We start from the raw sequence: 26,869 nt of genomic DNA, 5'->3' as shown, positions 1-26,869 counted from the left end.
CGTGCCGGCCGCTCCGTCCCTGAGTACCCAGGGCCCGAGGGCTAGTCGACGACGGTCGGCAGCGCGGGGTCGCGCAGCGCGGCGCGGCAGATCTCGAGCTCCTCGACCGTGATCCGGCTCTGCGACAGCGGGGGCAGGTCGTCGAGCGGGAACCACCCGACGTCGAGGATCTCCTTCGCGTCCTGCGTGCCGCTGCCCAGGTCGACCGGCCGGCAGACGAAGAGCAGCTTGTAGACGGCGGTCGGGTGCTTGGGCAGGTGGCCGCGCAGGTCGCGGTCGAGGACGCCCGCGAGGCGCACGACGCGCGCCGTCACGCCCGCCTCCTCGGTGATCTCCCGCAGCGCGGACGCGGTCGGCGGCTCCAGCGGGTCGCACCAGCCGCCGGGCGGGGTCCAGCGCCCGTCGGAGCGCTCGCGGACCAGCAGCACCCGCTCCTGGTCGTCCAGCACGACGCCACGGACGTCGACCTTGGGCGTCGCGTGCCCGCCGTCCGGGTCGACCAGGGGGCGCAGCCCGGCGACCGAGCCCGATGCGACGACGGCGCGCAGCGCCTCGGCCACGTCGGCGACCTGCGCGTAGCGCGCCCGGTCGAAGGGGTCCTCGGCGTAGTGCAGCCCGGTCTGCGCGACCGCGGCGAGCTCGACCACCGCGCGGCGGACGGCCTCCTCGGGCGCGAGCCCGGCGTACCCCTCTGCAGCTGCCACCTGGCCAGCATGGCACCCGGTGCCCGGGGTCCGGCCGGTGGTCGCGCCTGACCGGCTCTGTCGGTGGTCTCGCCTACCGTGCGGGGCATGGCAGCGGTGCGCGGGAGCAGCAGGACGGCGAAGGGCCGGGAGCGGGCGGCGTACCGCTGCGCGGAGTGCGGGTGGACGACGGCGAAGTGGGTGGGGCGTTGCGGCGAGTGCAGCGCGTGGGGGACGCTCGAGGAGCCGGGCCCGGTCGTGGGGCAGACCCGCGCGGGGGCGGTGACGGCGCCCGCCCGGCCCATCGGCGAGGTCGACCTGCAGCAGGCCAGCGCCCGCCCGACCGGCGTCGGCGAGCTCGACCGGGTGCTGGGTGGCGGGCTCGTGCCCGGGGCCGTCGTCCTGCTGGCCGGCGAGCCGGGCGTCGGCAAGTCGACGCTGCTGCTCGAGGTCGCCGCGCGCTGCGCCCGGCCGGGGGCCCCCACGCTGTACGTCACCGGCGAGGAGTCGGCCGGCCAGGTGCGGCTGCGCGCCGAGCGGGTGGGCGCCGTGTCGCCCGAGCTCTACCTCGCCGCCGAGCAGGACCTCGGCGCCCTGCTCAGCCACGTGGACGCGGTCTCCCCCGGCCTGCTCGTCGTCGACTCCGTGCAGACCTTCGCGTCGGCGGACGTGGACGGCGTGGCCGGCGGCGTCACGCAGGTGCGCGAGGTGGCGGCGACCGTCACCCGCACCGCGAAGGAGCGCGGGATCGCGACCGTGCTCGTCGGGCACGTCACCAAGGACGGCGGCATCGCGGGCCCCCGCCAGCTCGAGCACCTCGTCGACGTCGTCCTCCAGGTCGAGGGCGACAGGGCGTCCCGGCTGCGCCTCGTGCGGGCGGTGAAGAACCGCTACGGCCCGACCGACGAGGTGGGCTGCTTCGAGCTGGCCGACGCCGGGATCTTCGAGGTGGCCGACCCCAGCGGGTTGTTCGTCACCCGGCACCTCACCCCGGTCGCCGGCACGTGCACCGCGGTGACCCTGGAGGGCCGCCGCCCGCTGCTCGCCGAGGTCCAGGCCCTCGTGGCGCCCTCCGCCTCGCCCCAGCCGCGCCGCGCGACCAACGGGCTCGACAGCGCCCGCACCGCCATGGTGCTCGCGGTGCTCGAGCGGCGCGCGGGCGTCCGGCTGCGCGACCGCGACGTCTTCCTCGCCACCGTGGGCGGGGTGCGGCTCGCCGAGCCGGCCTCCGACCTCGCCGTCGCGCTGGCGGTCCTCAGCGCGCAGCACGAGCTGCCCCTGCCGCCGGGGCTCGTCGCCGCCGGCGAGCTCGGCCTCGCGGGCGAGGTCCGGGCCTGCCTCGGGGTGGAGCGGCGGCTGGCCGAGGCCAAGCGGCTCGGCTTCCGCCAGGCGGTGGTGCCGCCGGGCAGCTACGAGGTGCCGCCCGGGATGACGGTCGTGCGCGCCGCGGACATCGCCTCGGCGGTGGAGGCGGCGGTCCGGCTGCAGCGGACGACGCCGCAGCCGCGCCCGCCCGAGCGCGGGTAGGGCGGGCTGCTCGCCGGACCGGGCGCGAGGACGGTGGACGGCGGGGGCCGCGCGAGCGCCCGGTTAGACTCTCCGTGACCGCCGACGAGGGCCGAGGAGCGCCGTGCCGAGCGACCGCCAGTCGACCGATGACCCGCTGCGCTCGATCCTGGCCAAGCTGGCCCCCGGCACCCCGCTGCGCGAGGGCCTGGAGCGGATCCTGCGCGGGCGCACGGGCGCGCTGATCGTGCTCGGCTACGACCGCTCCGTCGAGGCCCTGTGCACCGGCGGCTTCAACCTCGACGTCGAGTTCTCCTCCACGCGGCTGCGCGAGCTCTGCAAGATGGACGGCGCGGTGGTCTGCGACGCCGACGTCACCCGCATCCTGCGCGCCGCGGTCCAGCTCGTCCCGGACCCGACGATCCCCACCGAGGAGTCCGGCACCCGGCACCGCACCGCGGAGCGCGTCTCGCGCCAGCTCGGCATGCCCGTGGTCTCGGTGAGCGCCTCGATGTCGATCGTCGCGCTCTACGCCGGCGGCCGGCGCTACGCCCTCGAGGACAGCGCGCAGATCCTCAGCCGCGCCAACCAGGCGCTCGCCACCCTGGAGCGCTACAAGCTCCGCCTCGACGAGGTGTCCGGCACGCTCTCGGCGCTGGAGATCGAGGACCTCGTCACCGTCCGCGACGTCAGCGCGGTCGCCCAGCGCCTCGAGATGGTGCGCCGCATCGCCGACGAGATCGAGGGCTACGTCGTCGAGCTCGGCACCGACGGCCGCCTGCTCAGCCTCCAGCTCGAGGAGCTCGTCGCGGGCGTGGAGTCCGACCGCGAGCTCGTCGCGCGCGACTACCTCCCCAGCGGCGGCGGGCGGCGCGCGCGCAGCGTCGAGGACGTGCTCGCCGAGCTCGACTCCCTCGACGCGGCCGGCCTGCTCGACCTCGGGGCCGTCGCCCGCTCCCTCGGCTTCGGCACCACCGGCGACGGGCTCGACGCGGCGGTCAGCCCACGCGGCTACCGGCTGCTGGCCAAGGTCCCCCGCCTGCCCGCGCCCGTCGTCGACCGCCTCGTCGAGCACTTCGGCAGCCTGCAGAAGCTGCTCGCCGCCAACATCGACGACCTCCAGGCGGTCGAGGGCGTCGGGGAGTCCCGGGCGCGCACCGTCCGCGAGGGGCTCTCCCGCCTGGCGGAGTCCTCCATCCTCGAGCGCTACGTCTAGACCCCTTGACCCCGCCCCTGGGGCAGGCCCGAGGGTGAGGGCGTGCAGGGCGACGAGGGGCTGATGGGCAGCGGGGAGTTCTCCCGCCGCTCGCTGCTGTCGCCGAAGGCGCTGCGGGTCTACGAGCAGCGCGGGCTGCTCGTGCCCGCCACGGTCGACCCGGCCAACGGCTACCGCCGCTACGCCGCCACCCAGCTCGAGGACGCCCGGCTCGTCGTGCGGCTGCGCAGGCTCGGCATGCCGCTGGACCGCGTGGCGGCGGTCCTCGCCGCGCCGGCGGCGGCGCGCGCGGAGCTGCTCGCGGCGTACTGGGACGAGACCGAGCGCCGGGTGGCCGGCCAGCGCGCGCTCGTGGCCGCCCTGCTCGCCCAGTGGGAGGACCCGTCAGCAGGAGGAGGAGCCGTGCACGACGTCCAGCAGCGCGAGGTGCCGCAGCAGCGGGTGCTCAGCGAGCAGCGCACCATCACCCAGCCCGAGATGCCGGCGTGGGTGCCGGCCGCGGTGGCGCGGCTCGAGGAGCGCGCCGCGGCGTACGGCGGTCCCAGCGGCCCGATGCTCCTCGTCTTCCACGGCCTGGTGACCGAGGACAGCGACGGCCCGCTGGAGGTCTGCCTGCCGGTGGCGGCGCCGGAGGACGACCCCGCCGTGCGCGTCGAGCCCGCCCACCGCGAGGCGTACGTCCGGCTGCGCAAGCGCGAGACCGTCTTCCCCAGCATCCTCACCGCCTATGACGAGGTCGCCGCCTGGCTGCAGGGGCAGGGCCTGCGTCCGAGCGCCGGGCCGCGGGAGGTCTACTTCGCGCACTTCCCCTCCGCCGCGCCCGACGACGAGGTGTGCGACGTGGCGTTCCCCTACTAGGCGCCGGGGCGCGACGGCCGCTGCGCGCGCAGCCCGGCGAAGGCCGCCAGGTCGACGTAGTAGACCCGGCTGCCCGAGGCGTCGGGGCGCCGCAGCACGGCGCGGACGTAGTGCGGGAGCAGCCCGTCGGGGACCGCCTCCTCGACCTCGAGCGCGTCCTCGTCCACCATGGCGAGCACGCCGTCGACGACGACGCCGGCGGCCGGGCGCAGCAGCACGAGGACGTCGGCCCGGGCCTCGTGCTCGCGCAGGTCCACCAGCTCGAGACGGCCGTCGTGGTAGTCCATCGACGCCGTGATCGGGGCGCGCAGGCCCGAGCGGTGCTCGACCACCGCGTCCCGCACGACGTCCGCGATCTCGTCGTCGCGCACCGTCATGACGCGCTGCCCGACGAGGAACGTCACCCACTGCACCACGGTCGGCCCTCCCTTCGCCCGCCGCAGCGTACGGCGTGCGTCAGCGCAGGACGAAGCGGACCGGCGTGCTCGCGGCGCGCCCGGCGTACGCCGTCACCGTGTAGGTGCCGGCCTTCGCCGCCGGGCGGGCGCCGCACTCCCCCGGCGCGGAGCGCTTGCCGGACCAGGTGACCGACGTGGAGTACGCCGCCCCCGCCGCCAGCGGGGTGACCCGGCTCGTCCCCTTGCCGCCGCAGTCGTCCGAGCTCCACACCCGGTCGGCGCCGGAGCGGACGACGACGGAGAGGGCGGCGGAGCCGACGTCGCGCCGGCAGGCCGCGCGCGAGGAGTTAGTGACGCTCAGGCTGATGTGCGGGCGCCCGCCGACGGCGTACGCCCGGGCGTCGGTCCGCACGCTGACCGTGATCGCGGAGTCCGCGCAGGTCCCGCCGGCCGCAGGGGTTGCGCTCGCCGAGGCCTCGGCGGTGCTCGCACCGGACGCCGCGGGCTCGCCGCTCGCGGCCGAGGAGGCGTCGTCCGCGGGGGCGCTCGGCTCCAGCCCGCCGCCGACGGCGTCCACCGACGCCCCGTCGGACGCCCCGTCGGACGCTGCGGAGGAGGAGCTCGCGCTGCTGCTGGCGCTGCCCCCGCTGCCACCGCCACCCCTGGTGCAGTAGGCGAGCAGCAGGGCCAGCACGACGACGAGGCCGCCGAGCACGAGGGCGCGCCGCCGCCAGTAGACGGTCGGCGGCTCCGGGCCGACGGGCTGCATCACCACGCTCGGAGGCTACGGCCGGCGCCGCGCCGGGGCACGCTGCCACGCCGTCAGGGGGGCGGTCCGGCGTACGATGCGCGCGCGATGGACCGACCGCCCGACGCCGCCGAGATCGTCGAGGTCGTCACCGACTGGTACGCCGCCTCGGCCCGCGACCTGCCCTGGCGCGAGCCCGGCGCCAGCGCCTGGTCGGTGCTCGTCAGCGAGGTCATGCTCCAGCAGACGCCGGTGGCGCGGGTGCTCCCCGTGTGGCGGGAGTGGTGCGAGCGGTGGCCGACGCCCGCAGCCCTCGCGGCCGCGACGCCTGGCGACGCCGTGCACGCGTGGGGCCGGCTCGGCTACCCGCGCCGCGCGCTGCGGCTGCACGCCGCGGCGCGGGCCGTGGTCGAGCAGCACGGCGGCGAGGTGCCGGCCGACCACGCGGCGCTGCGTGCCCTGCCGGGAGTGGGCGACTACACCGCTGCCGCCGTCGCGGCCTTCGCGCACGGTGGGCGCCACGCCGTGCTCGACACCAACGTGCGGCGGGTGCTCGGCCGGGTCCTCGACGGGGTCGCCGCGCCCCGCCCAGCGATCACCCGGGCAGAGCGCGAGCGGGCGGAGGCGCTGCTGCCGGCCGACGGGCGGCAGGCCGCGAGGTGGTCGGTCGGCGTCATGGAGCTCGGCGCCCTCGTCTGCACCGCCCGGGCCCCGCGCTGCGGGGACTGCCCGCTGGCCACGCGCTGCCGCTGGCTCGCCGCCGGGCGGCCGGAGACCGGGCCGCCCCGGCGGGCGCAGGTCTGGGAGGGGACCGACCGGCAGGCCCGCGGCACGCTGCTCGCCGTGCTGCGCGCGGCTCCGGGCGCCGTCCCTCGGGCGCGGCTCGAGGACGCCTGGCCGGAGGAGGTCCAGCGCGAGCGCGCGCTGGCCGGGCTGCTCCACGACGGGCTCGTCGAGGAGCTCCCCGGCGGGGCGTACGCGCTGCCCGGACGCTGGGGCGCGGCAGCCGGATGAGTGGGGACGCGGGACGCGGGGTACTCACCGGTCGGGCAGCGTGAGGGGGACGCAGGTGGTGGGGGGACCGGAGCCCGACCTCGTGCACCGCGAGGTCGAGCTGAGCGCAGAGCCGGCGAGCGTGCGGAGGGCCCGGCACGCCGTCGCCGACGCGCTGCGCACCGCCGGCTCCCCCGAGGACGACGTCGACACCGCCAGCCTGCTCGTCACCGAGCTCGTCACCAACGCAGTCGTCCACGCCCGCTCGTCGGTCGGCGTCACCGTGACCGTCGACTCCCGGGGCGTGCTCGTCGAGGTCTCCGACCACAGCCCGCACCTGCCCGTCCAGCGGAGCTTCGCCAGCGAGGGCACGACGGGGCGGGGGCTCGAGCTGGTCGAGGCGCTGGCGACGGACTCCGGCGCCCGGCGGACGAGCAGCGGCGGCAAGGTCGTGTGGTTCACCCTCGGCGGGCGTACCGGCGGGTCGCTGCGCGAGGAGCCCGGCGGGGGCGCACCCGACGCGGCCGGTGTCGCGCCCGAGACCACGGCCGTCCGCCTGCTCCACGTCCGCGCCGCGCTGTTCCGGACCCTGCTGGAGCACGCGTCCTCGCTGCTGCGCGAGCACCTCATCACCTGCCTCGACGAGCGGAGCGGCTCGCGGGAGCTGGCCGACGAGGCAGCCGCCGGCAACGACGCGCTGACCCTGCTGACGGGCGGCACCTCGGACCAGCTGCGCACCGACCGGCAGGTGCTGGACCTCGAGATCGAGGTGCCCGGCGACGCCGCGCCGCGCTTCCGCGCGCTGGGGGCCGCCCTCGACCGCGCCGTCCGGCAGGCGGCGCGCGGCGAGCTGCTGGCGCCGCCGAGCCAGCCGGAGATCCGGCGGATGCGGCGCTGGGTCCTGCAGGAGGTCCTCGACCAGCTCACCGGCGCGGCACCCACCGCGTGGACGCCGCTCGAGGCCGCCGACGAGGCGACCGAGCGCGCGCGCCCCGAGTGGGACGGCGCCCGCGTGGTCGCGAGCCGGGCCGCGCAGGTCGCGAGCGACGACGCGGGGCGGATCCTCGCGGTGAGCCCTGCGGCCGAGCAGCTGCTCGGGTGGCCGGCGGAGGAGCTCGTCGGGCGCCGCCTGGTCGTCATCATCCCCCCGCGGCTGCACGAGGCCCACATCGCGGGCTTCGTGCGCTTCCTGCTCACCGGCGAGCGGCACCTCGTCGGGCACAGCGTGAGGGTGCCCGCTCGGCGCCGCGACGGCAGCGAGGTCGAGGTGCTGCTGGAGCTGGAGCCGGAGCGGCTCGAGGGCGGGCGGACCGTCGTCGTGGGCACGCTCACGCCGTTCACGACCGCCTGACCGCGCGCGACTCCCCGCCCTCGCCCCCCGACCGGCACGGACGGCTCGACCAGCACGGACGGCACGAGGGCCGCACCCCTCGCGGGGTGCGGCCCTCGTGACCAGCGCTGGCGCCGGGCTACAGCGACTTCGTGAGCCCGACCTCCGGCAGCGGCGGCTTGGCCTCGCCGCGGAAGGTGAAGGTCGCGCCCTCGCCCTCGCCGTCGGTGTCGACCAGCACGATCTCGCCGGCCTTGAGCTCGCCGAACAGGATCTTCTCGGACAGGGCGTCCTCGATCTCGCGCTGGATGGTCCGGCGCAGCGGCCGGGCTCCCAGCACGGGGTCGTAGCCACGGGCCGCGAGGAGCTGCTTGGCGCTCTGCGTCAGCTCGAGCCCCATGTCCTTGTCCTTCAGCCGCTCGTCGAGACGGGCGAGCATCAGGTCGACGATCTGGATGATCTCCTTCTCGGTGAGCTGGTGGAAGACGACGATGTCGTCGATGCGGTTGAGGAACTCGGGACGGAAGTGCTGCTTGAGCTCGTCCTGGACCTTGGCCTTCATCCGCTCGTAGCCGGTCTGGGTGTCGCCGGTGGCGGCGAAGCCCAGGTTGAAGCCCTTGGAGATGTCCCTCGTGCCGAGGTTGGTCGTCATGATGATGACAGTGTTCTTGAAGTCGACGACCCGCCCCTGGGAATCGGTCAGGCGACCGTCCTCCAGGATCTGCAGCAGCGAGTTGAAGATGTCCGGGTGGGCCTTCTCGACCTCGTCGAACAGGACCACCGAGAACGGCTTGCGCCGCACCTTCTCGGTGAGCTGCCCGCCCTCCTCGTAGCCGACGTAGCCGGGCGGGGAGCCGAACAGCCGCGAGACCGTGTGCTTCTCGGAGAACTCGCTCATGTCGAGCGCGATCAGCGCGTCCTCGTCGCCGAAGAGGAACTCGGCGAGCGTCTTGGACAGCTCGGTCTTCCCGACGCCGGACGGGCCGGCGAAGATGAACGAGCCACCGGGGCGCTTCGGGTCCTTGAGCCCGGCGCGGGTGCGCCGGATCGCCTGGGCGAGGGCCTTGATGGCCTGCTCCTGGCCGATGACGCGCTTGTGGAGCTCGTCCTCCATGCGGAGCAGGCGGGCGCTCTCCTCCTCGGTCAGCTTGAAGACCGGGATGCCCGTCGCCGTGGCGAGGACCTCGGCGATGAGCTCCTCGTCGACCTCGGCCACGACGTCCATGTCGCCGGCCTTCCACTCCTTCTCGCGCTGCGCCTTGTCGCCGAGCAGGCGCTTCTCCTCGTCGCGCAGGCGCGCAGCCTTCTCGAAGTCCTGCGCGTCGATCGCGGACTCCTTCTCGCGGCGGACGCCGGCGATGCGCTCGTCGTACTCGCGCAGGTCCGGCGGCGCGGTCATGCGGCGGATGCGCATGCGCGAGCCGGCCTCGTCGATGAGGTCGATCGCCTTGTCCGGGAGGAAGCGGTCGGAGATGTAGCGGTCGGCGAGCGTCGCGGCGGCGACCAGCGCGGCGTCGGTGATCGACACGCGGTGGTGCGCCTCGTAGCGGTCGCGCAGGCCCTTGAGGATCTCGATGGTGTGCGGGAGCGAGGGCTCCGCCACCTGGATCGGCTGGAAGCGGCGCTCGAGCGCCGCGTCCTTCTCGAGGTGCTTGCGGTACTCGTCGAGCGTCGTCGCGCCGATCGTCTGCAGCTCGCCGCGGGCGAGCATCGGCTTGAGGATCGAGGCGGCGTCGATCGCGCCCTCGGCGGCACCCGCACCCACGAGCGTGTGCAGCTCGTCGATGAACAGGATGATGTCGCCGCGGGTGCGGATCTCCTTGAGGACCTTCTTCAGCCGCTCCTCGAAGTCGCCGCGGTAGCGCGAGCCGGCGACGAGGGCCCCCAGGTCGAGGGTGTAGAGCTGCTTGTCCTTGAGCGTCTCGGGGACCTCGCCCTTGACGATGGCCTGCGAGAGGCCCTCCACGACGGCGGTCTTGCCGACGCCGGGCTCGCCGATGAGGACGGGGTTGTTCTTGGTGCGGCGGGACAGCACCTGCATGACCCGCTCGATCTCCTTCTCGCGCCCGATGACCGGGTCGAGCTTGCCCTCCCGAGCGGCCTGCGTCAGGTTGCGGCCGAACTGGTCGAGCACGAGCGAGGTCGAGGGTGCGCCCTCGGCGGGGCCGCCGGCGGTCGCCGTCTCCTTGCCCTGGTAGCCGGACAGGAGCTGGATGACCTGCTGGCGGACGCGGTTGAGGTCCGCCCCGAGCTTGACGAGGACCTGGGCGGCGACGCCCTCGCCCTCGCGGATGAGGCCCAGCAGGATGTGCTCGGTGCCGATGTAGTTGTGGCCGAGCTGGAGCGCCTCGCGCAGCGAGAGCTCCAGGACCTTCTTCGCCCGGGGCGTGAAGGGGATGTGGCCGGACGGCGCCTGCTGGCCCTGGCCGATGATCTCCTCGACCTGGGAGCGCACCGCCTCCAGGGAGATGCCGAGCGACTCGAGCGCCTTCGCGGCGACGCCCTCGCCCTCGTGGATCAGGCCGAGCAGGATGTGCTCGGTCCCGATGTAGTTGTGGTTGAGCATCCTGGCTTCTTCCTGTGCCAGGACGACGACCCGCCGCGCGCGGTCGGTGAACCTCTCGAACATCGCTCGCTCCTCACGGGGCGGATCGGACCTGCGCCCGGGACGGGCGCCTGTCCTTCCGCATGCTAGCCCCGAACGTCGGGCCCCTGCAGTGCGCCACCTGCGGCGGCGCGGGGCCCTCGGGTCGTCATGGACAACGGGTGCCCAACGTCGACCATTCCAGTCCGGGACCCGAGCGGGGCGTCGTACGCCAACGGCGAACGAGCCGTGGCCGCGCGGGCCGGCCCGCGGGCGTCAGGAGTGGGCCTGCTCGAAGGCCTGGACGACGTTGCCGGGGATGCGGCCGCGGTCGCTGACCGTGAAGCCGTTGGCCCGGGCCCACTCGCGCACCGCGCCGGTGTCCTGCTTGGGGGAGCTCGCGGCGCGGGCGGGCCGGGCGGCCGGGCGGGCGGCGGCCGACGAGCGGCCCCCCACGCGGCGGCCGGCCCCGACGTACGGCGCGAGGGCGTCGCGCAGCCGCGCCGCGTTGGCCTCGTTGAGGTCGATCTCGTAGGTCACCCCGTCGAGGGCGAAGGTGACGGTCTCCTCCGCCTCGCCGCCGTCGATGTCGTCCTCGAGGGTGACGATCGTGCGCTGCGCCATTGTCCGTCCTGTCGTCGTGCGCGGAACCCCCTCCGCGGCATTCCAGAGAATAGCGCAGAAACGCCGGCGCAACATGCCGCCCGCCTATCGGGAATGGCCACGTGCGGTGCGCCGGAATGGGCGGAGCGGCATTCACTCGTCCTTGTGGTGGCCGTCCGTGGCGCGGAATGCGACGACCAGGAGCGCGATGAAGGCCGTGGTGAGGACGACGGTGGGGATGACGGCTTCGAGGACGCTCATGGCTCCATTGTGCGGCCGTTCCGGGCGGCGCTCGACCTGGCGGCCCAGTCCCCGCCGCCGGTAGCGTCGCCGCGTGCGCGCGTGGCGGCTCGAGGCTCCCGGCGGCGCGCTCGAGCTGCAGGACGTGGCGCAGCCGAGCGCCGGCCCCGGCGCTGTGCTCGTCCGGGTCGAGGCCTCGCCGCTGCTGGCCTACCTGGGCGACTACGTCTCGGGGCGGCTGACGACCTACCGGCCGCCGCCCGGGCCCTTCACCCCCGGCACCTCCGCCGTCGGCACCGTGGAGGCGGTCGGGCAGGGCGTGCTCACCCTGCGGCCGGGCCGACGGGTCCTCACCACGCCGTACGTCGTGGCGGCGGAGACCGCCCCCGAGCCGCCCGAGGCGCTCGTCGCCCTGACCGCCGAGCCGGGCAGCGAGGGCCTGCTGGAGCTGTGGGCCGACGGCACGCTCGCGGAGTACGCCGTGGCCCCCGCCGCGACCGTCACCGCGGTGCCGAGCGGGCTGGACGCGGTCCCCTCGGCGTCGCTGGCAGCCGTGAGCCGCCTGGTCGTGCCGTACGGCGCCCTCCTCCGCGGGCGCCTGGCCGCGGGCGAGACCGTGGTCGTGCACGGGGCGACGGGCGCCTTCGGCTCGGCCGGCGTCCTGGTCGCGCTGGCGATGGGCGCGGCGCGGGTCGTGGCGGCCGGGCGCAACCGGGAGGTGCTGGACCGGCTCGGGACGCTCGACCGCGTCCGGGCCGTCCCCATGACGGGCGACGTGGCCGCGGACGCCGCCGCTCTCCGCGAGGCCGCCGGCGGCGTGGTCGACCTCGCCCTGGACAGCGCGGGGCGGGCGTCGTCCGCGGACGGCGTGCTCGCCGCGCTGGCCGCGCTGCGCCGGGGCGGTCGGCTGGTGCTCAGCGGGAGCATGACCGTGCCGCTGCCGCTGGACTACGCCGGGCTGCTCCGCGGCGGCAAGGAGGTGCTGGGCAGCTTCATGCACCCGCCGGACGCTCCGGCCAGGCTGCTGCAGCTCGTCGCCGCCGGCCTGCTCGACCTCGCCGCCGTCCCGGTGGAGACGCGCCCGCTCGCGGACCTGCCCGCCGCGATGGCCCGCGCGGCCGAGCCGGGCGCTCCCCTCGTGGTGGTCGAGCCGCTCAGAGCGTGATGAGCATCCGCGTGTTGCCGAGGGTGTTGGGCTTGACCCGCTCGAGGTCGAGGAACTCCGCGACGCCCTCGTCGTAGGACTCGAGGAGCGCGGCGTAGACCTTGGGGTCGACCGGTGTGCCCTCGATCTCGGTGAAGCCGTAGCGCGCGAAGAACCCGACCTCGAAGGTGAGGCAGAACACCTTCGCGACGCCGAGACCGCGCGCGGTCTCGAGCAGGGTGGCGAGCAGGGCGCCCCCGACCCCCATGCCGCGCACGTCGTCGGAGACGGCGAGGGTGCGCACCTCGGCGAGGTCCTCCCACAGCACGTGGAGCGCCCCGCAGCCGACGACGCGGCCCTCGAGGTCGGCGACGTAGAACTCCTGGACGTCCTCGTAGAGCGTCACCGTCGCCTTGGAGAGCAGCCGCCGCTCCCGGGCGTACGCGTCGATGAGCGTGCGGATCGAGGGGACGTCGCTCGTCCGCGCCCTGCGTACCTCGACCGCGCTGGTCACGCGCTCACTCCGGGCGCACCAGGGGGAACAGCACGGTCTCCCGGATGCCCTTGCCGGTGAGCATCATGAGCAGCCGGTCCACCCCGATGCCGAGGCCGCCCGAGGGCGGCATGGCGTACTCCAGCGCGCGGAGGAAGTCCTCGTCGAGCTGCATGGCGTCGTGGTCCCCGCCGGCCGCGAGCAGCGACTGGGCGGTGAGCCGGGCGCGCTGCTCGACGGGGTCGACGAGCTCGGAGTACGCCGTGCCGATCTCCGCGCCGAAGGCCACGAGGTCCCACCTCTCGGCGACGCGCGGGTCCTCGCGGTGCGCGCGCGTCAGCGGCGAGACGTCGGTCGGGAAGTCCTTGTAGAACGTCGGCAGGACCGTGTGCTCCTCGACGAGGTGCTCGTAGAGCTCGAGCACGACCTGCCCGCGGCCCCACTGCGGCGCGAGCGGGACGCCGGCCCGCTCGGCCAGGCGGCGCAGCGCCTCGAGGCCGGTGTCGTTGGTGACGCTCTCGCCGAGCGCCTCGGAGATCGCGTCGTTGACGGTGACGACGCGCCACTCGCCGCCGATCTCGTGCTCGGTGACTGCGCCCTCGGCGTCCTCGTGGCGCACGACCGTGCCGCCGAGCGCGTCGACGGCCGTCTGCTGGATGAGCTCGCGGGTGAGCCGGAGCATGGTGTCGTAGTCGCCGTAGGCCTCGTACGCCTCGAGCATCGTGAACTCGGGGTTGTGGCTCGAGTCCGCGCCCTCGTTGCGGAAGTTCCGGTTGACCTCGAAGACCTTCTCGATGCCGCCGACGACGAGGCGCTTGAGGTAGAGCTCGGGCGCGATGCGGAGGAAGAGCTCGAGGTCGTAGGCGTTGATGTGCGTGACGAACGGGCGCGCGTTGGCGCCGCCGTGGATGGTCTGCAGCATCGGGGTCTCGACCTCGACGAAGCCGCGGCCCGTCAGCGTCTCGCGGATGCTGCGCACGGCGGCGCTGCGGGTGAGCAGCATCCGGCGCGACTCGGGGTTGACGATGAGGTCGACGTAGCGCTGCCGCACCCGTGCCTCGGGGTCGGTGAGGCCCTTGTGCTTGTCCGGCAGCGGACGCAGCGACTTGCTCGTCAGGGTCCAGGAGCCCGCCAGGATGCTGAGCTCGCCGCGGCGGGAGGAGATGACCTCGCCCTCGACCCCCACGTGGTCGCCGAGGTCGATCGCGTCCTTCCACGCCTGCAGCCGCTCCTCGCCGAGGACGTCGAGGCTGAGCATGACCTGCAGGTCGCCCGTCATGTCGCGCAGCGTCGCGAAGCAGAGCTTGCCGCCGATGCGGTTGAGCACGACCCGGCCGGCGACCGCGACCCGCTCGCCCGTGGCGGTGTCGGGAGCGAGCCCCTCGTGCCGCTCACGGACCTCGGCGACGGTGTCGGTGCGCGCGAAGCCGACGGGGTACGGGTCGACGCCCTGCTCGCGCAGCCGGGCCAGCTTCTCCCGGCGCACCTGCTCCTGCTCGGAGAGGCCGGCGGGGGACGGGGGCAGGGACGCGTCGCTCACGAGGGGCAAGGGTACCGAGGGCGCTGAACCCTCCCGCGCCCTCGACGTCTCCTCCGGGCATGGTCCTCCCCCGCCGGGCGCTGCTCGCCGCCCTCGCCGCAGCGCTCCCCCTCACCGCCGGACTGCCGAGCGCCGCGGCGGACACCGCGCCCTCGCCGACCGCGAGCGGCGTCACGCTGACCGCTCCCGCTCCGCTGACCGGCACGGCCGTCGGGCAGGTCGTCGTGCACGTCCACCTGACCGACCCCTCGGGCGTCACGACGGAGGCACGGACGTTCGCGGGCGGCGACAGCGTCGACGGCACCGTCTCCCCGGCTCCGCTGCACCGGACCTGCCCCTGCGCCCTGCTGGCGAGCGGCGGGATCGACCCGCAGGCCGCGCACGCGGCCGTGGTGGGGCTGCACCTCGTCAGCGGGACCGTCCAGGACGGCGACTGGACGGGCAGTGCCCCGGTGACCGCCGCGCAGGCGGGGCGCTGGGCGGTCGACGACCTCGTCCTGCCGGGGGGCGCGCTCGTGCCCGCCGCGGCCCTGGCCGGGGCGACGGCGCTCGTCGTGGGACGTGACGCACCCGTGCTCAGCATCGGCGCGCTCAGCCGTACGCCGGTCCCGGCCGGGTCGCGCGTCCTGGTCGGCGGCCGGGTCCTGCTCGGCAGGACGGGGCGGCCCGCGGCCGGTCTGCGCCTGGCGGTCTGGACCTCGCCGCTGTTCGCCGCGCCGCCCTCGGGCCCGGTCCGCTACGTGCGCACCGACGCCACCGGGCACTACGCCTTCTCGCATACCGTCCGCGGGGACGGCAGCGCCTACGTGCTCAGCGTCAGCCGGGTGCTCGGCGACACCGTCGTCCAGCAGGCCCAGGTCCGTACGTCGTGGCTCGTGACGCCCGTCGCCGCCCGCGGCACGCTCGTCGGGTCGCGCGTGGTCGTCACCGCGAGCGTGCCGGCGCTGCGCTCGGGCCCGGCGGAGCTCCAGCGGCTCCGCGGGAGGCGGTGGACGACGGTCGCCGCGGTGCCCGTCGTGCGCGGGAGGGCCGTGCTGCGCGCGCGGGGGGCCGGGACGTACCGCGTCCTGCTCCCGCGCGACCGCGAGTGGCGCTCCGGGGTGAGCGGGGCGCTGCGCCTCTCCGCCGGCTGACGCTTCGAGTGGCGGGATCGCCCACCCCGGGGAACCATGCGGACATGGAGCCCACCAGCGGGGTGAGCGTGGTCCGGGTGGGGACGCAGGTGGTCGTGCGCCTCTCCGGTCACGTCGGCGACCCGTTCGCGGCCGACCTCGTGGAGGTGCGGGCGGAGGTGCTGGCGCTGCGCCCGCGCTCGGTGGCCCTCGACCTCGACGGCTGCACCTCGCTGGACGACTCGGGCCGGGGCTTCCTGCTCGACCTGCGCGACGACGCCCTGCGCGAGGGCCTGCGCCTGCGCGTCCACGAGGCGCCCCCGGACGTCCGCCGCCTCCTCCGCTAGCCCGCGTGGTCATGCACGTCCTGGGGACCCAGGACGTGCATGATCACGAGCGGGGTCAGCGGCCCCGCAGGCTGCGGTAGCGCCGGATCAGCGCGTTGGTCGAGCTGTCGTGCCCGAGCTCCGCGTCCGACTCGGCCGTCAGCTCGGGCGCGATCCGCTTCGCCAGCACCTTGCCGAGCTCGACGCCCCACTGGTCGAAGCTGTTGATGCCCCAGACCGCTCCCTGCGTGAAGACCTTGTGCTCGTACGTCGCGATGAGCTGCCCGAGCGTGCGCGGCGTGAGCTCCGGCAGCAGGATCGAGGTCGTCGGGCGGTTGCCCTCGAAGGTCCGGTGCGGCACGAGCTCCTCGGCCACGCCCTCCTCGCGCAGCTGCTCGGCGGTCTTGCCGAACGCCAGCGCCTCGGGCTGCGCGAAGTAGTTCGCCATCAGCAGGTCCTGGTGCTCGCCGACCTCCTCGGCCGGACGGGCCAGGCCGATGAAGTCCGCCGGGATCAGCGTCGTGCCCTGGTGGATCAGCTGGTAGTACGCGTGCTGGCCGTTGGTGCCCGGTGTGCCCCAGACGATCGGACCGGTCTGGTAGTCGACCCGCTCGCCGGACTTCGTCACGGACTTGCCGTTGGACTCCATGTCCAGCTGCTGGAGGTAGTCCGCGAGCCGGTCGAGGTACTGCGAGTACGGCAGCACCGCCTGGGTCTGGGCGCCGAAGAAGTCTCGGTACCACAGGCCGATCAGCCCAAGCAGGACCGGGACGTTGCGCTCGAGCGGCGTCGTGCGCACGTGCTCGTCGATCTCGTGCATGCCGGCGAGCAGCTCGCGGAACTGGTCCGGGCCGATCGAGAGCATGAGCGAGAGGCCGATGGCGGAGGGGAAGGAGTAGCGCCCGCCGACCCAGTCCCAGAAGCCGAACATGTTCGCGGTGTCGATGCCGAACTTCGCGACCTCCTCGGCGTTGGTCGACACGGCGACGAAGTGCTTCGCCACGGCCTCGTCCGAGCCGAGCTGCGACACCAGCCAGTCGCGCGCAGTGTGCGCGTTGGTCAGCGTCTCCAGCGTCGTGAACGTCTTGGAGCTGATGATGAACAGCGTCGATGCGGCGTCGAGCCCGCGCAGCACCTCGGCGATGTCGGCACCGTCGATGTTGGACACGAACGAGAACGAGATGTCGCGCCGGCTGAACGGCAGCAGCGCCTCGTACGCCATGGCGGGCCCGAGGTCGGAGCCGCCGATGCCGATGTTGACGACGGCCTTGATGGGCGAGCCGGTGTGGCCGGTGTGCTCGCCGGAGCGTACGGACTCGGCGAACGCCGACATGCGGTCGAGCACCTCGTGCACCTCGGGCACGACGTCCGTGCCGCCGACCTCGACCACCGCGTCGCGCGGCGCGCGCAGCGCGGTGTGCAGCACCGCGCGGCCCTCGGTCGTGTTGATCCGCTGGCCGGAGACCATCGCCTCGAACTGCTCGGCGACGCCGCGCGCCCGCGCGAGGTCGAGCAGGAGCCCGAGCGTCTCGCTCGTCACCCGGTGCTTGCTGTAGTCGACGTAGAGGTCGCCGGCGGTCGCGGTCAGGGTCTCGCCGCGGGTCGCGTCCTGGGCGAACAGGTCGCGCAGGTGGAGGTCCTTGACCTGCTCGTAGTGCTCCTGGAGCCGCTGCCAGGACGGCTCCTCGGTCAGCCGCGTCTGCGAGGGGGAAGTCATGGGCCCATCCTGCCCCCGGGCCGGTCGCGTGACCCGCCCGGGGCGGGTGGGCGCTAGGCGAGGATGTCGCGCGTCACCGCGGACTGCTCGGTGAGCACGCTGCCGATGACGCCCTGCGTCTCGTTGATGCGCTCCACGATCTCGGCGATGCCGCGCAGGGACACCACGACGTTGCCCGTGTCGGCCTGGATGGCGTCGATGCTGCGCACGATGTCCTCGGTCGCGCGGGAGGTCTCCTGCGCCAGCTCCTTGACCTCGTTGGCGACGACGGCGAAGCCCTTGCCTGCCTCGCCGGCCCGCGCGGCCTCGATGGTCGCGTTGAGCGCGAGCAGGTTGGTCTGCTCGGCGATCGAGTTGATGACCTTGACGACGTTGCCGATCTGGACCGACGAGGCGCTCAGCCGGCCGACCGTGCTGTTCGCGTCCTCGGACAGGCGGACGGCGTCGGCCGCGGTGTTGGTGGCGGCGACGACGTTGCGCTCGACCTCCTGGATCGAGGTCACGAGCTGCTCGCCGGCGACGGCCAGCCGCCCCGACTCCAGCACGCGCTCCATCGACTTCGCGACGAGGAAGGCGGTGTTGCGCAGCGCGTCGCGGCGGTTCTCCGTCAGGCAGAGCGTCTGCGTGGAGAAGAAGTCCATCGTGCCGACGACGCGGCCGCCGACGACGAGCGGCAGGCAGACGCCGGACTTCACGCCCGCGCGCTGGGCGGCGGGGGCGCGTACGCAGTCGGTCATCTCGCCGAGGTCCTCGACGAAGACGAGGTCGCGCGCCTTCCACGCGCGCCCCGAGAGGCCCACGCCCTCCTGGAACGTCGCGGAGAGCGTGACCTGCCGGAACTCCTCGCCGGCGCTGCCGGACTCGAGGACGAAGCGCAGCGCGCCCACGGCGTCGTCGACGGCCCAGTAGGAGCCGTACTCCCAGCCGAACTCCTTTCGGATCGCGTCGAGGGCGGCTTGCGCGGCCTCCTCCTGGCGGCCCACGCTCGCCACGGCGCGCATGACGGCGTTGAGCGCGGCTGAGTCGACCGCGATCTCGTCCTGCGCGGCGCCCTCAGCAGCGCGGGTCACCCCCTGAGAGAGCAGCTGGCCGATGCTGCGCAGCGCCTCCAGGCGCTGCGGCGACGGGGAGAGCGTCTCGGTGGCGAAGAAGTCCATGGTGCCGATCACGCGGCCGGAGACCAGGATCGGGAAGCAGACGCCGGACTTCACCCCGGCGCGCTGGGCAGCCGGCCGGCGCACGCAGTCGGTGACCGTGCCGAGGTCCTCGACGAAGACGAGGTCACGGGCCTTCCAGGCTCGCCCGGAGAGCCCGACACCCTCGGCGAAGGACGCCTCGAGGGTGACCTGGCGGAACTCCTCGCCCGCGGAGCCGGACTCCTGGTCGAAGTGGAGCAGGCCGTCGGGCCCGAGTCGCCAGAAGGAGCCGTACGCCCACCCGAACGCCGCGCGCACCTCGTCCAGGACGCCCCGCACCGCCTCGGCGGTCGTGCGGGCTCGGGCGATCGTGCCCAGGACGCTGGTCAGCGCCTCGAGGTCCGCCCGGAACGCGTCGCGCTCCTCCTGGAGGGCCACCACCTGCTGCCCCGCTGACCGACCGAACATCACGACCCCCGTCGCCGATCCTTGACGCTGTCGGCTCCGTATCGACGCACGAGGCACTTGCCTGAGGCAGACGCACTCGCGGATCGTGGCGTCGGTCACAGGACAGGTGCGTCAGGAGTTCCGCTCGTAGGCCAGCCGGAGCCCGTGCAGCGTGAGCCACGGCTCGTGCACGTCGATCGACCGTGTCTCCTCGATGACGACGGGCGCGAGCCCGCCCGTGGCGATCACGGTGACGTCGTCGGGGTCGTCCGCCAGCTCGGCGGACATGCGCGCGACCAGCCCGTCGACCTGCCCGGCGAAGCCGAAGACGATGCCGGACTGCAGGGCCTCGACGGTGTTGCGCCCGATGACCGAGCGCGGGCGGGCGATCTCGACCTTGCGCAGCTGCGCGCCGCGCGCGCCGAGGGCGTCGACGCTGATCTCGATCCCGGGGGCGATCGCGCCGCCGACGTACTCGCCCTTGGCGGTGACGGCGTCGAAGGTCGTCGCCGTCCCGAAGTCGACCACGACGGCCGGGCCGCCGTGGAGGGCGACGGCCGCCAGCGCGTTGAGGATGCGGTCGGTCCCGACCTCCTTGGGGTTGTCCGTGAGGACGGGGACGCCGGTGCGGACCCCGGGCTCCACGATGAGGTGCGGCACGTCGGCGAAGTAGCGCCGGCACAGCTGGCGCATCTCGTGGAGGACCGCGGGGACCGTCGAGCAGACGGCGATGCCGTCGATCTCGGCCGGGCTCTCGCGCGTGGAGAGCAGCGAGCGCAGGACCACCGCCAGCTCGTCCGCGGTACGCCGCGGCTCGGTCGCGATCCGCCAGTGCTCGACGACCTGGGGCCCGTCGAGCAGGCCGAGGACGGTGTGGGTGTTCCCGACGTCGATCGTGAGCAGCACGCCTAGTCCTCCTCGGCGGTGTCGCGGGAGAGCGGGTGCAGGTCGAGCCCGATGTCGAGCACCTGGGCGGAGTGCGTCAGCGCGCCCACGGCGAGGTAGTCCACACCGGTCGAGGCGACCTCCCGCGCGTTGGCCAGCGAGAGCCCGCCGCTCGCCTCCAGCCGGGCGCGCCCCTCGACCAGCGCGACCGCGCGGCGCAGGTCCTCGGGGCCCATGTTGTCGAGCAGCACGAGGTCGGCGCCCGCCTCGACCGCCAGCACCGCGTCGTCGACGGTGTCGGCCTCGACCTCCACCGGGAGGTCCGGGTACGCGCGGCGCACCGCCTCGAACGCCGCGACCACCCCGCCCGCTGCCACGACGTGGTTGTCCTTCACCATCGCCGCGTCGGACAGCGACATGCGGTGGTTGACGCCGCCGCCGCAGCGCACGGCGTACTTCTCCAGGGCGCGCAGGCCCGGCGTCGTCTTGCGGGTGTCGCGGACGGCCGCGCCGGTCCCGGCGACCTCGTCGACCCAGATCGCGGTCAGCGTCGCGATGCCGGAGAGCCGACCGATGAGGTTGAGCGCGGTGCGCTCGGCGGTGAGCAGCACGCGGGTGGGGCCGGCGACCGTCGCGAGCGGTGTGCCGCGGCGGACGAGGCTGCCGTCGCGCGCGACCGGCTCGAGCACGGCGTCGCCCGCCACCTCGAACACGGCGGCCGCCACGGGGACGCCCGCCACGATGCCGTCGGCGCGGCTCACCAGGTCCCCGGAGGAGAGCGAGCCGGCCGGGACCGTCGCCAGCGTCGTCGCGTCGACGCCGCCGGCGAGGTCCTCCTCGAGCGCGCGGGTGACGAGGTCGACCACCGCGTCCGGGTCGAGCCCGGCGTCGGCCAGCGCCTGGCGGGTCTGCGGGCGGAGCGTCATGCGGGAGTCTCCTGCGGTCGGGGCTGCGGGCGGAGCGGGACGCGGCGCACCTGCAGGGTGCCGCCGGACAGGGTCGTGACGAGGTGGGTGCGCCAGCCGTCGTCGTCGCGCTCGGGGAAGTCCTCGCGCCAGTGGCTGCCGCGGGTCTCCTCGCGCAGCCGCGCGGCGCCCGCGAGCGCGGAGGACACCGTGACGAGGTTGGTCGCCTCCCACGCCTCGATGCCGCGCTCTCCGGCGGGGGTCGCGGCGAGCTCGCCGAGCGTGGCGAGGGTGGCGTCGAGCGAGGCGGCCGAGCGCAGCACGCCGGCCCCGCCCGACATGGCGCGCTGGAGCAGCGGGCGGACGCTGCGGTCGAGCAGGCCCACGGGACGCTCGTCGTTCGCGGGCTCACGCTGGTCGGGGAGCCCCTCCGCGGCGATGGCGTCGGCGATCCGCGCGGCGAACACCAGGCCCTCGAGCAGGGAGTTCGAGGCGAGGCGGTTGGCGCCGTGGACGCCCGTGCACGCGGTTTCGCCGCAGGCGTACAGGCCGGGGACGGAGGTACGGCCCGCGAGGTCGGTCAGCACGCCGCCGCTCGCGTAGTGGCAAGCCGGGACGACCGGGATGAGCTGCGTGACCGGGTCGACGCCGTGCTCGAGGCAGCTGGCGAGGATCGTCGGGAAGCGCCGGCGCCAGGTCTCCTCGCCGAAGCGGCGCCCGTCCAGCCACACGTGCGGCGAGCCGCTCGCCCGCATGCTGCGCAGGATCGCCTTGGCCACGATGTCGCGGGGGGCGAGGTCCTCCATCGGGTGCACGCCGCGCATGAGCCGCTCGCCCGCGGCGTCGAGGAGGACGGCGCCCTCGCCGCGCACCGCCTCCGAGACCAGCGGCTGCTGGCCGCCCGAGCGCTCGCCCAGCCACAGCACGGTGGGGTGGAACTGCACGAACTCGAGGTCCGCGACGTCCGCCCCGGCACGCAGGGCCAGCGCGACGCCGTCCCCGGTGGAGACCGAGGGGTTGGTGGTCGAGGCGTAGACCTGGCCCAGCCCGCCGGTCGCGAGCACGACCGCGCGCCCGAGCACCGCACCGACGCCGTCGCGGGCGCCCTCGCCGATGACGTGCAGGGTGACGCCGCAGGCGCGTCCGCCCGCGTCGGTGAGCAGGTCGAGCACGAGCGCGTGCTCGACGACCTCGATGCCCCCGTCACGGCGTACGGCGGCGATGAGCGCCCGCTCGATCTCCAGCCCGGTCGCGTCACCCCCGGCGTGCGCGATCCGGTCGCGGTGGTGCCCGCCCTCGCGCGTCAGCGCCAGCTCCCCCGAGGCGGTGCGGTCGAGCCGGGTGCCGAGCTCGACGAGCTCGCGCACCCGCTGCGGGCCCTCGGTGACGAGCACCCGGACCGCGTCCTCCTCGCAGAGCCCGACGCCGGCGACCAGGGTGTCGGCGAGGTGCTCCTCGGGGGTGTCGTCCGGCGCGAGCGCTGCGGCGATCCCGCCCTGCGCCCAGCGCGTGGAGCCCGCGTCGAGGTGGGTCTTCGTGACGAGCAGCACGCTCGCGCCCGAGGCGCGCAGCCGCAGCGCCGCGGTGAGCCCGGCGATGCCGCTGCCGACGACGACGACGTCCGCGCGGGCCTGCCACCCGGGTGGAGGGGCTGCCAGCCGCTGCGGCAGTGCGGGGGTGCTCACGCCGACCTCCTCCTCGTCGCGCCGTGAACCTCGGCATGGACCTCGGCGAGCATCGTCGTCCCCAGCACGGTCAGGCGCCTCCCAGCAGCACGTCCACGTTGTCGATGAGCCTCGTCGCGCCGACCCGGGCGGCCACGAGCAGCCGAGCCGGGCCGCGCTCCGGGGCGGGTCCCAGCTCGGGGTCGCGCAGCTCGAGGTAGTCGAGGGCGACGCCGGGCTCCGCGTCGAGCACGGCCCGGGCGGCGGTGAGCACGGACTCCCGCCCGGTCGCCGCCATGCGCACGCCGGCCGTGAGGGCCCGCGAGAGCGCGAGGGCGGAGGTCCGCTCCCCGGGCGAGAGGTAGCGGTTGCGGCTCGAGCGGGCCAGCCCGTCCGGCTCACGCACCGTCGGCGCGCCGACGACCTCGACCGGCACCGCCAGGTCGGCGACCATGCCGCGGACGAGCACGAGCTGCTGGTAGTCCTTCTCGCCGAACACCGCGACGTCGGGCCCCACGAGGTGGAGCAGCTTGAGCACCACGGTGAGCACGCCGCCGAAGTGGCCCGGGCGGACCGCCCCCTCCAGCTGGGCGGCCAGCGGTCCCGGGTCGACCGTCACCTGCTGCGGGCGGGGGTAGACCTCCTCGACCGCGGGCGCGAGCACGACGTCGACCCCGGCGCCGCGGCACACCTCGAGGTCGGCGTCGAGCGTGCGGGGGTAGCGCGCGAAGTCCTCCCCCGGACCGAACTGCAGCGGGTTGACGAAGACCGTGACGACGACCGTCCCCGCCTCGCCCACCAGCCCGCGGGCGGCGGCCATGAGCGAGCGGTGCCCGTCGTGCAGGGCGCCCATCGTCATGACGACGGCGACCCGGCCGGCGCGCTGCGCGAGCGCCGCCCGCAGCTCGGCCGCGGTGTCCACGAGGAGCGTCACGCGCGCCACCCCGAGAGCACGCCGAGCAGTGGCTCGGCGCGCTCCGGCGCGAGGACCCCGGCCGCGAGCGCGCGGTCCGCCGTCAACCGCGCCAGCGCGACGTACGCGGCCGCCGCCTCCGGGGAGACCGCGGCCAGCTCCCGCACGTGCGCCTCGACGGTCCCCGCGTCCCCGCGGGCCACCGGCCCGGTCAGCGCGGCGTCCCCCTCCCGGAGCGCGCCGTCGAGGGCGGCGGACAGCAGCGGCGCGACCATGCGCGCCGGGTCCTCGACGCCGCAGCGGCGCAGCAGGTCCTGCGCCTGCGCGACCAGGGTGACCAGGGAGTTCGCGGCGCTGGCGAGGGCCGCGTGGTAGAGCGGTCTGGCCTCCTCGGCGACGTCCTGCGGCTCCCCGCCCATCTCCACGACGAGGGCGTGGCCGATCGGGCGCAGCACGTCGGGCGCGGTCACGGCGAAGGAGCACCCCTGCAGCCGGCTCAGGTCGAGGCTCGTGCCGGTGAAGGTCATCACCGGGTGCAGGGCGAGGGGCAGCACCCCGGCGGAGGTCGCGGGGGCCAGCACGCCCGTACCCCACCGCCCGCTGGGGTGGACGACCAGCTGCCCGCTGCGGAACGCCCCCACCTCGGCGAGGCCGGTGGCGAGAGGGCCGAGCTCGTCGTCGGGCACGGCGAGCAGGACCAGAGAGGCCGCCTCGACGACGTCGCGCGGGTCGACCAGCGGGACACCCGGCAGCAGCGCGTCGGCCCGGGTGCGGCTGGCCGCGGAAACCGCCGACGCGGCCACGACCCGGTGACCGGCCGCCGCCAAGGCGGCACCCAGCACCGCCCCGACCCGACCCGTCCCCACCACGCCGACGTCGAGGCGCGCCGGGCGCGGGCGCGCGGCGGCGGGCGGCGGAGCTGCGGTCATCGACGTTCCAGTCCACGAGGGGTACCAGACGGTGCTGCGGCCGCCCACCCTACGCGGGCCCTCCGACTCCCCCGCCCGGGTGGTCGCCCCGCGTCGCGCTCAGCCGACCGGCCGGTCGGTCGATGGGCTGGACCGAGAGGCGACCCGAGGGCCAGCGCAGGCAGCTCGACAGGTGGACGCGACCAGCGCGTCCGCGGGCGCCTCCCGACAGGGGGAGTTCGCACAGATGTCCAGGACCGAGAACCGACGGCGCGCGCGCCGGTCTCGCCGCGGCCGCATCCTCATCGGGCTGGGGGTGCCGGTGGGCCTCATCGGCAGCGGCCTGCTCACCTGGCAGGCGTCGTACGCCGCCTTCAGCGCCACGACGAACAACACGAGCAACCAGTTCACCGCCGGCTCGGTGACCATCGCCGACAACGACGGTGGCAGCAGCGCGATGTTCTCGACGACGACCAGCGCGAGCAACAACACGATCAAGCCGGGTGACGCGGGGCACGCCTGCATCACCGTGACCTACAACGGGTCGCTGACGCCCGCGACGAAGATCCAGCTCTACACGACCGGCAACGGCGGCTCGACCGCGGCCGTCGCGAGCTACCTCAACCTCTCGATCGAGATGGACACGGCCTCGAGCGCCGGAGCGCTCGCCTTCACGCCGAACAGCAGCGCCGGCGACAGCTGCTCCAGCAGGGGCGGCATGGCGACGATCTACGGCTCGACGACCGCGACCAACGGCACCGGGAACGGGGGCGGCGCGGTGACGCCCACGACCCAGACGGCCAACACCTACGGCACGCTGGGCGAGCTGCTGACCCGCGTCTCCTACAACGACCCGGGAGCGACGTCGCTCACCACGGGTGACACGTACAGCATCGGGACGTGGAAGCCGTCCGCTGCCGGGGAGTACCGCGTCTTCCGCGTCAACTGGATCCTGCCCTCCGACTGCGGGGGCGTCTCGGCGTGCAACACCGGCGCCCAGGGCAGCGCGCAGAGCGGCATCCAGCTCAAGTGGGAGGTCCGGAGCTCGTGAGCAAGCACGCCGCCCGCCGCGAGCCGGCGGCGCCGGCGCGGCTGGCGTCGGAGGGCTTCCCGTACCTGCGGGGGGCCCTCGCCGCGTTCCTCTCGGTCGTGTTCGGGCTCGTCGCGGTCTCCACCGTCCCCGCGCTGCTGCACTGGCGGACGACCGTCGTCATGTCCGGGTCGATGGAGCCGCGCATCCGCCCGGGGGACGTCGTCGCGGCGGCTCCTGTCGCAGCGGACGCCCTGCGGCCCGGCGAGGTCGTCCTCGTGCGCGACCGCAGCCGGGACGACCACCTGCTCCTCCACCGGATGGTGGGCCGTACCTCCGACGGTTCGATCATCACCCGCGGCGACGCCAACGCCCAGGAGGACTCGACGCACGTGGCACCGGCGGACGTCGTCGGCCTCCCGCGGTTGCGAATCCCCCTCGTCGGGCTGCCGGCGATGTGGGTCCGCGACGGCCACCCCGTCCGGGCCGGTGGGACGCTCGGCGCGCTCGCGGCCGCGCTGCTCGTGGTGCTGACGGCCCCCCGCGTCGAGGGCCGGCACCGCCGCGCCGAGGTGCGGACGCCAGTCCCCGTCGCCAGCCTGCAGGACATGCTCGCGTCCTGATCCCGCCGCGGTGCTCGCGGAGCACAGAGGGGCTCCTGCCGTCGGCAGGAGCCCCTCCAGGTCGTCATGCGCCACTCGCCACCCGGCCGCCTCAGGAGTTCTGGGCCTCCCACGTCCACGAGGTCGAGACGTTCTTGCTGACCGCGGCGTTCGTGTCCTGCAGCGTGTAGGTGACCCGGAACACCTGAGCAGCGCTGCCGCTGCTCACGGCGTACGCGTTGCCCGAGGTGAACGACGACGGCGCAGCCGCGAGGGTGCCGGTGTAGACCGCGGTCCATCCGGTCGTCGCCGCGCAGCTCGCGCCCCCGCGCTCCACGACGATGTCGAGGTAGGTCGCCAGCGACGGCGACGACGTGGTGGTCGACACCGCGTACCAGGACACGGTCGCCGCAAGGCTGCCGGTGTACGAGACCGTGACGCACTGGGTGTCCGTGCTGCCCGGCTGCAAGGAGCTGGCCGTGAACAGCGCCGTCCCCGGGCTGGTCCCGACGCCCACCGAGCCCGCCGTCACCTTGTTCGCGGCGTTGCCCGTGGTGCCGCTGAACGCGCTGACGACCGGGGACCACAGGGCGCTCGGGGCCGCCAGGGCCGCGACCGCGACGGGGACGACCGCAGCGCGGCGCGCGCGGCGGCGCAGCCCGGCGGGGACGCGCGGGCGCGCGGCAGCAGCGGCTGCGTGCCGGCTGCGCCGGACGTGCCGCGCTCGCCCCCGTCCCGACATGCGCGCAGACCCCTCCCTCTCCTCCTCACCATCGGCGCGCAGGCTCCCCGCCTGAGCCGTGGCGCGTCCGGACGGGCGGCGCGCGGGGCCGACCACTGGTCCGCGGCCGGCGGTGGCCGATGGGGGGAGGGCCGGGGGTGCGGCCC

At 75.0% G+C, this 26,869-nt stretch carries 25 protein-coding genes; 10 read left to right on the top strand and 15 right to left on the bottom strand.

Translation table 11 applies throughout. From position 1 onward, the window contains the following. Positions 1-41 precede the first annotated feature (41 nt). Complete coding sequence (locus EV189_RS18780) at positions 42-704, bottom strand: NUDIX hydrolase N-terminal domain-containing protein (protein ID WP_130494540.1); 663 nt, start codon at positions 702-704, stop codon at positions 42-44. An 87-nt stretch (positions 705-791) separates the two neighbouring features. On the opposite strand from EV189_RS18780, the gene radA reads away from it, so the two are divergent. From radA to EV189_RS18765, 3 genes are all read left to right on the top strand, one after another. Beyond that, on the top strand, positions 792-2,210 hold the full coding sequence (gene radA / locus EV189_RS18775) for a DNA repair protein RadA (RefSeq protein ID WP_196788599.1): 1,419 nt from the start codon (positions 792-794) through the stop codon (positions 2,208-2,210). A gap of 103 nt (positions 2,211-2,313) precedes the next feature. Further along, the gene (gene disA / locus EV189_RS18770) at positions 2,314-3,405 is read left to right on the top strand and encodes a DNA integrity scanning diadenylate cyclase DisA (RefSeq protein WP_130494539.1); all 1,092 of its coding nucleotides are present in this window, start codon (positions 2,314-2,316) and stop codon (positions 3,403-3,405) included. Positions 3,406-3,447: 42 nt separating this feature from the next. After that, positions 3,448-4,263 carry a MerR family transcriptional regulator gene (locus tag EV189_RS18765; RefSeq protein WP_231116569.1) on the top strand — a complete coding sequence of 272 codons (816 nt, stop codon included), beginning with the start codon at positions 3,448-3,450 and terminating at the stop codon, positions 4,261-4,263. On the opposite strand, the gene EV189_RS18760 is transcribed toward EV189_RS18765, so the two are convergent. Both EV189_RS18760 and EV189_RS18755 read right to left on the bottom strand, forming a co-directional pair. Further along, a complete protein-coding gene (locus EV189_RS18760) occupies positions 4,260-4,679 on the bottom strand; it encodes a hypothetical protein (RefSeq protein WP_130494538.1) in 420 nt (139 codons plus the stop codon). The genes EV189_RS18765 and EV189_RS18760 overlap by 4 nt on opposite strands. Positions 4,680-4,719: 40 nt before the next feature. Next, positions 4,720-5,436 (bottom strand): hypothetical protein, encoded by a 717-nt coding sequence (locus EV189_RS18755; RefSeq protein WP_130494537.1) that lies wholly within the window; start codon positions 5,434-5,436, stop codon positions 4,720-4,722. An 81-nt stretch (positions 5,437-5,517) separates the two neighbouring features. Between EV189_RS18755 and EV189_RS18750 the strand changes: the two genes are divergently transcribed. Both EV189_RS18750 and EV189_RS18745 read left to right on the top strand, forming a co-directional pair. Then, a complete protein-coding gene (locus EV189_RS18750) occupies positions 5,518-6,423 on the top strand; it encodes an HhH-GPD family protein (RefSeq protein ID WP_130494536.1) in 906 nt (301 codons plus the stop codon). Between the two features lie 55 nt (positions 6,424-6,478). Then, the gene (locus tag EV189_RS18745; RefSeq protein WP_165400390.1) at positions 6,479-7,753 is read left to right on the top strand and encodes an ATP-binding protein; all 1,275 of its coding nucleotides are present in this window, start codon (positions 6,479-6,481) and stop codon (positions 7,751-7,753) included. A 118-nt stretch (positions 7,754-7,871) separates the two neighbouring features. On the opposite strand, the gene EV189_RS18740 is transcribed toward EV189_RS18745, so the two are convergent. Both EV189_RS18740 and EV189_RS18735 read right to left on the bottom strand, forming a co-directional pair. After that, positions 7,872-10,361 carry an ATP-dependent Clp protease ATP-binding subunit gene (locus tag EV189_RS18740; RefSeq protein ID WP_130494534.1) on the bottom strand — a complete coding sequence of 830 codons (2,490 nt, stop codon included), beginning with the start codon at positions 10,359-10,361 and terminating at the stop codon, positions 7,872-7,874. A gap of 231 nt (positions 10,362-10,592) precedes the next feature. Continuing rightward, positions 10,593-10,940, bottom strand: coding sequence for a histone-like nucleoid-structuring protein Lsr2 (locus EV189_RS18735; RefSeq protein ID WP_130494533.1), 348 nt, complete (start codon positions 10,938-10,940; stop codon positions 10,593-10,595). Positions 10,941-11,253: 313 nt separating this feature from the next. Here EV189_RS18735 and EV189_RS18730 point away from each other — a divergent pair, with 313 nt between their 5' ends. Beyond that, positions 11,254-12,324, top strand: coding sequence for a zinc-binding dehydrogenase (locus EV189_RS18730; RefSeq protein ID WP_130494532.1), 1,071 nt, complete (start codon positions 11,254-11,256; stop codon positions 12,322-12,324). On the opposite strand, the gene EV189_RS18725 is transcribed toward EV189_RS18730, so the two are convergent. Together EV189_RS18725 and lysX are read right to left on the bottom strand one after the other, a co-directional pair. Next, entirely contained in the window at positions 12,314-12,817 is a 504-nt protein-coding gene (locus EV189_RS18725) for an amino-acid N-acetyltransferase (protein ID WP_130494531.1), read from the bottom strand. The genes EV189_RS18730 and EV189_RS18725 overlap by 11 nt on opposite strands. Positions 12,818-12,821: 4 nt before the next feature. Then, positions 12,822-14,336 (bottom strand): bifunctional lysylphosphatidylglycerol synthetase/lysine--tRNA ligase LysX, encoded by a 1,515-nt coding sequence (lysX, locus tag EV189_RS18720; protein WP_130494530.1) that lies wholly within the window; start codon positions 14,334-14,336, stop codon positions 12,822-12,824. Between the two features lie 59 nt (positions 14,337-14,395). Between lysX and EV189_RS18715 the strand changes: the two genes are divergently transcribed. Next, positions 14,396-15,469: a hypothetical protein gene (locus tag EV189_RS18715; protein WP_130494529.1), complete on the top strand. Its 1,074-nt coding sequence runs from the start codon at positions 14,396-14,398 to the stop codon at positions 15,467-15,469. 44 nt (positions 15,470-15,513) lie between these two features. Continuing rightward, on the top strand, positions 15,514-15,795 hold the full coding sequence (locus EV189_RS18710) for an STAS domain-containing protein (RefSeq protein WP_130494528.1): 282 nt from the start codon (positions 15,514-15,516) through the stop codon (positions 15,793-15,795). Positions 15,796-15,850: 55 nt separating this feature from the next. On the opposite strand, the gene pgi is transcribed toward EV189_RS18710, so the two are convergent. From pgi to EV189_RS18675, 7 genes are all read right to left on the bottom strand, one after another. Beyond that, positions 15,851-17,491 carry a glucose-6-phosphate isomerase gene (pgi, locus tag EV189_RS18705; RefSeq protein WP_130494527.1) on the bottom strand — a complete coding sequence of 547 codons (1,641 nt, stop codon included), beginning with the start codon at positions 17,489-17,491 and terminating at the stop codon, positions 15,851-15,853. 53 nt (positions 17,492-17,544) lie between these two features. After that, positions 17,545-19,095 carry a GAF domain-containing protein gene (locus EV189_RS21045; RefSeq protein ID WP_130494561.1) on the bottom strand — a complete coding sequence of 517 codons (1,551 nt, stop codon included), beginning with the start codon at positions 19,093-19,095 and terminating at the stop codon, positions 17,545-17,547. Between the two features lie 111 nt (positions 19,096-19,206). Further along, complete coding sequence (locus EV189_RS18695) at positions 19,207-19,980, bottom strand: type III pantothenate kinase (protein WP_130494526.1); 774 nt, start codon at positions 19,978-19,980, stop codon at positions 19,207-19,209. A 2-nt stretch (positions 19,981-19,982) separates the two neighbouring features. Next, a complete protein-coding gene (gene nadC, locus EV189_RS18690) occupies positions 19,983-20,885 on the bottom strand; it encodes a carboxylating nicotinate-nucleotide diphosphorylase (RefSeq protein ID WP_130494525.1) in 903 nt (300 codons plus the stop codon). Further along, positions 20,882-22,549: an L-aspartate oxidase gene (locus tag EV189_RS18685; RefSeq protein WP_130494524.1), complete on the bottom strand. Its 1,668-nt coding sequence runs from the start codon at positions 22,547-22,549 to the stop codon at positions 20,882-20,884. Before EV189_RS18685 ends, nadC begins: the two co-directional genes overlap by 4 nt. Before the next feature lie 70 nt (positions 22,550-22,619). Continuing rightward, positions 22,620-23,462 carry a pantoate--beta-alanine ligase gene (gene panC, locus EV189_RS18680; RefSeq protein ID WP_130494523.1) on the bottom strand — a complete coding sequence of 281 codons (843 nt, stop codon included), beginning with the start codon at positions 23,460-23,462 and terminating at the stop codon, positions 22,620-22,622. Then, entirely contained in the window at positions 23,459-24,370 is a 912-nt protein-coding gene (locus EV189_RS18675) for a Rossmann-like and DUF2520 domain-containing protein (protein ID WP_130494522.1), read from the bottom strand. Before EV189_RS18675 ends, panC begins: the two co-directional genes overlap by 4 nt. A 226-nt stretch (positions 24,371-24,596) precedes the next feature. Between EV189_RS18675 and EV189_RS20400 the strand changes: the two genes are divergently transcribed. After that, positions 24,597-25,400 (top strand): hypothetical protein, encoded by an 804-nt coding sequence (locus EV189_RS20400; RefSeq protein WP_165400389.1) that lies wholly within the window; start codon positions 24,597-24,599, stop codon positions 25,398-25,400. Next, positions 25,397-26,002, top strand: coding sequence for a signal peptidase I (locus EV189_RS18670; protein WP_165400388.1), 606 nt, complete (start codon positions 25,397-25,399; stop codon positions 26,000-26,002). Before EV189_RS20400 ends, EV189_RS18670 begins: the two co-directional genes overlap by 4 nt. Before the next feature lie 91 nt (positions 26,003-26,093). Here the strand turns inward: EV189_RS18670 and EV189_RS18665 are convergent, their stop codons facing one another. After that, on the bottom strand, positions 26,094-26,723 hold the full coding sequence (locus EV189_RS18665) for a hypothetical protein (protein ID WP_130494520.1): 630 nt from the start codon (positions 26,721-26,723) through the stop codon (positions 26,094-26,096). Between the last annotated feature and the right edge of the window lie 146 nt (positions 26,724-26,869).

It is taken from the genome of Motilibacter rhizosphaerae (genome assembly GCF_004216915.1).
Taxonomy (GTDB): domain Bacteria; phylum Actinomycetota; class Actinomycetes; order Motilibacterales; family Motilibacteraceae; genus Motilibacter; species Motilibacter rhizosphaerae.
Note: the sequence above shows the minus strand (reverse complement) of the source record. Positions and strands in the feature narration are given on the sequence as shown.

Coding starts and splice junctions, on each gene's coding strand:
- nadC (WP_130494525.1), bottom strand. CDS start 20,885: ATGACGCTCCGCCCGCAGACCCGCCAGGCGCTGGCCGACGCCGGGCTC.
- pgi (WP_130494527.1), bottom strand. CDS start 17,491: ATGACTTCCCCCTCGCAGACGCGGCTGACCGAGGAGCCGTCCTGGCAG.
- EV189_RS18715 (WP_130494529.1), top strand. CDS start 14,396: ATGGTCCTCCCCCGCCGGGCGCTGCTCGCCGCCCTCGCCGCAGCGCTC.
- radA (WP_196788599.1), top strand. CDS start 792: ATGGCAGCGGTGCGCGGGAGCAGCAGGACGGCGAAGGGCCGGGAGCGG.
- EV189_RS18735 (WP_130494533.1), bottom strand. CDS start 10,940: ATGGCGCAGCGCACGATCGTCACCCTCGAGGACGACATCGACGGCGGC.
- EV189_RS18710 (WP_130494528.1), top strand. CDS start 15,514: ATGGAGCCCACCAGCGGGGTGAGCGTGGTCCGGGTGGGGACGCAGGTG.
- EV189_RS18740 (WP_130494534.1), bottom strand. CDS start 10,361: ATGTTCGAGAGGTTCACCGACCGCGCGCGGCGGGTCGTCGTCCTGGCA.
- EV189_RS18675 (WP_130494522.1), bottom strand. CDS start 24,370: ATGACCGCAGCTCCGCCGCCCGCCGCCGCGCGCCCGCGCCCGGCGCGC.
- EV189_RS18665 (WP_130494520.1), bottom strand. CDS start 26,723: ATGTCGGGACGGGGGCGAGCGCGGCACGTCCGGCGCAGCCGGCACGCA.
- EV189_RS20400 (WP_165400389.1), top strand. CDS start 24,597: ATGTCCAGGACCGAGAACCGACGGCGCGCGCGCCGGTCTCGCCGCGGC.
- EV189_RS18750 (WP_130494536.1), top strand. CDS start 5,518: ATGGACCGACCGCCCGACGCCGCCGAGATCGTCGAGGTCGTCACCGAC.
- EV189_RS21045 (WP_130494561.1), bottom strand. CDS start 19,095: ATGTTCGGTCGGTCAGCGGGGCAGCAGGTGGTGGCCCTCCAGGAGGAG.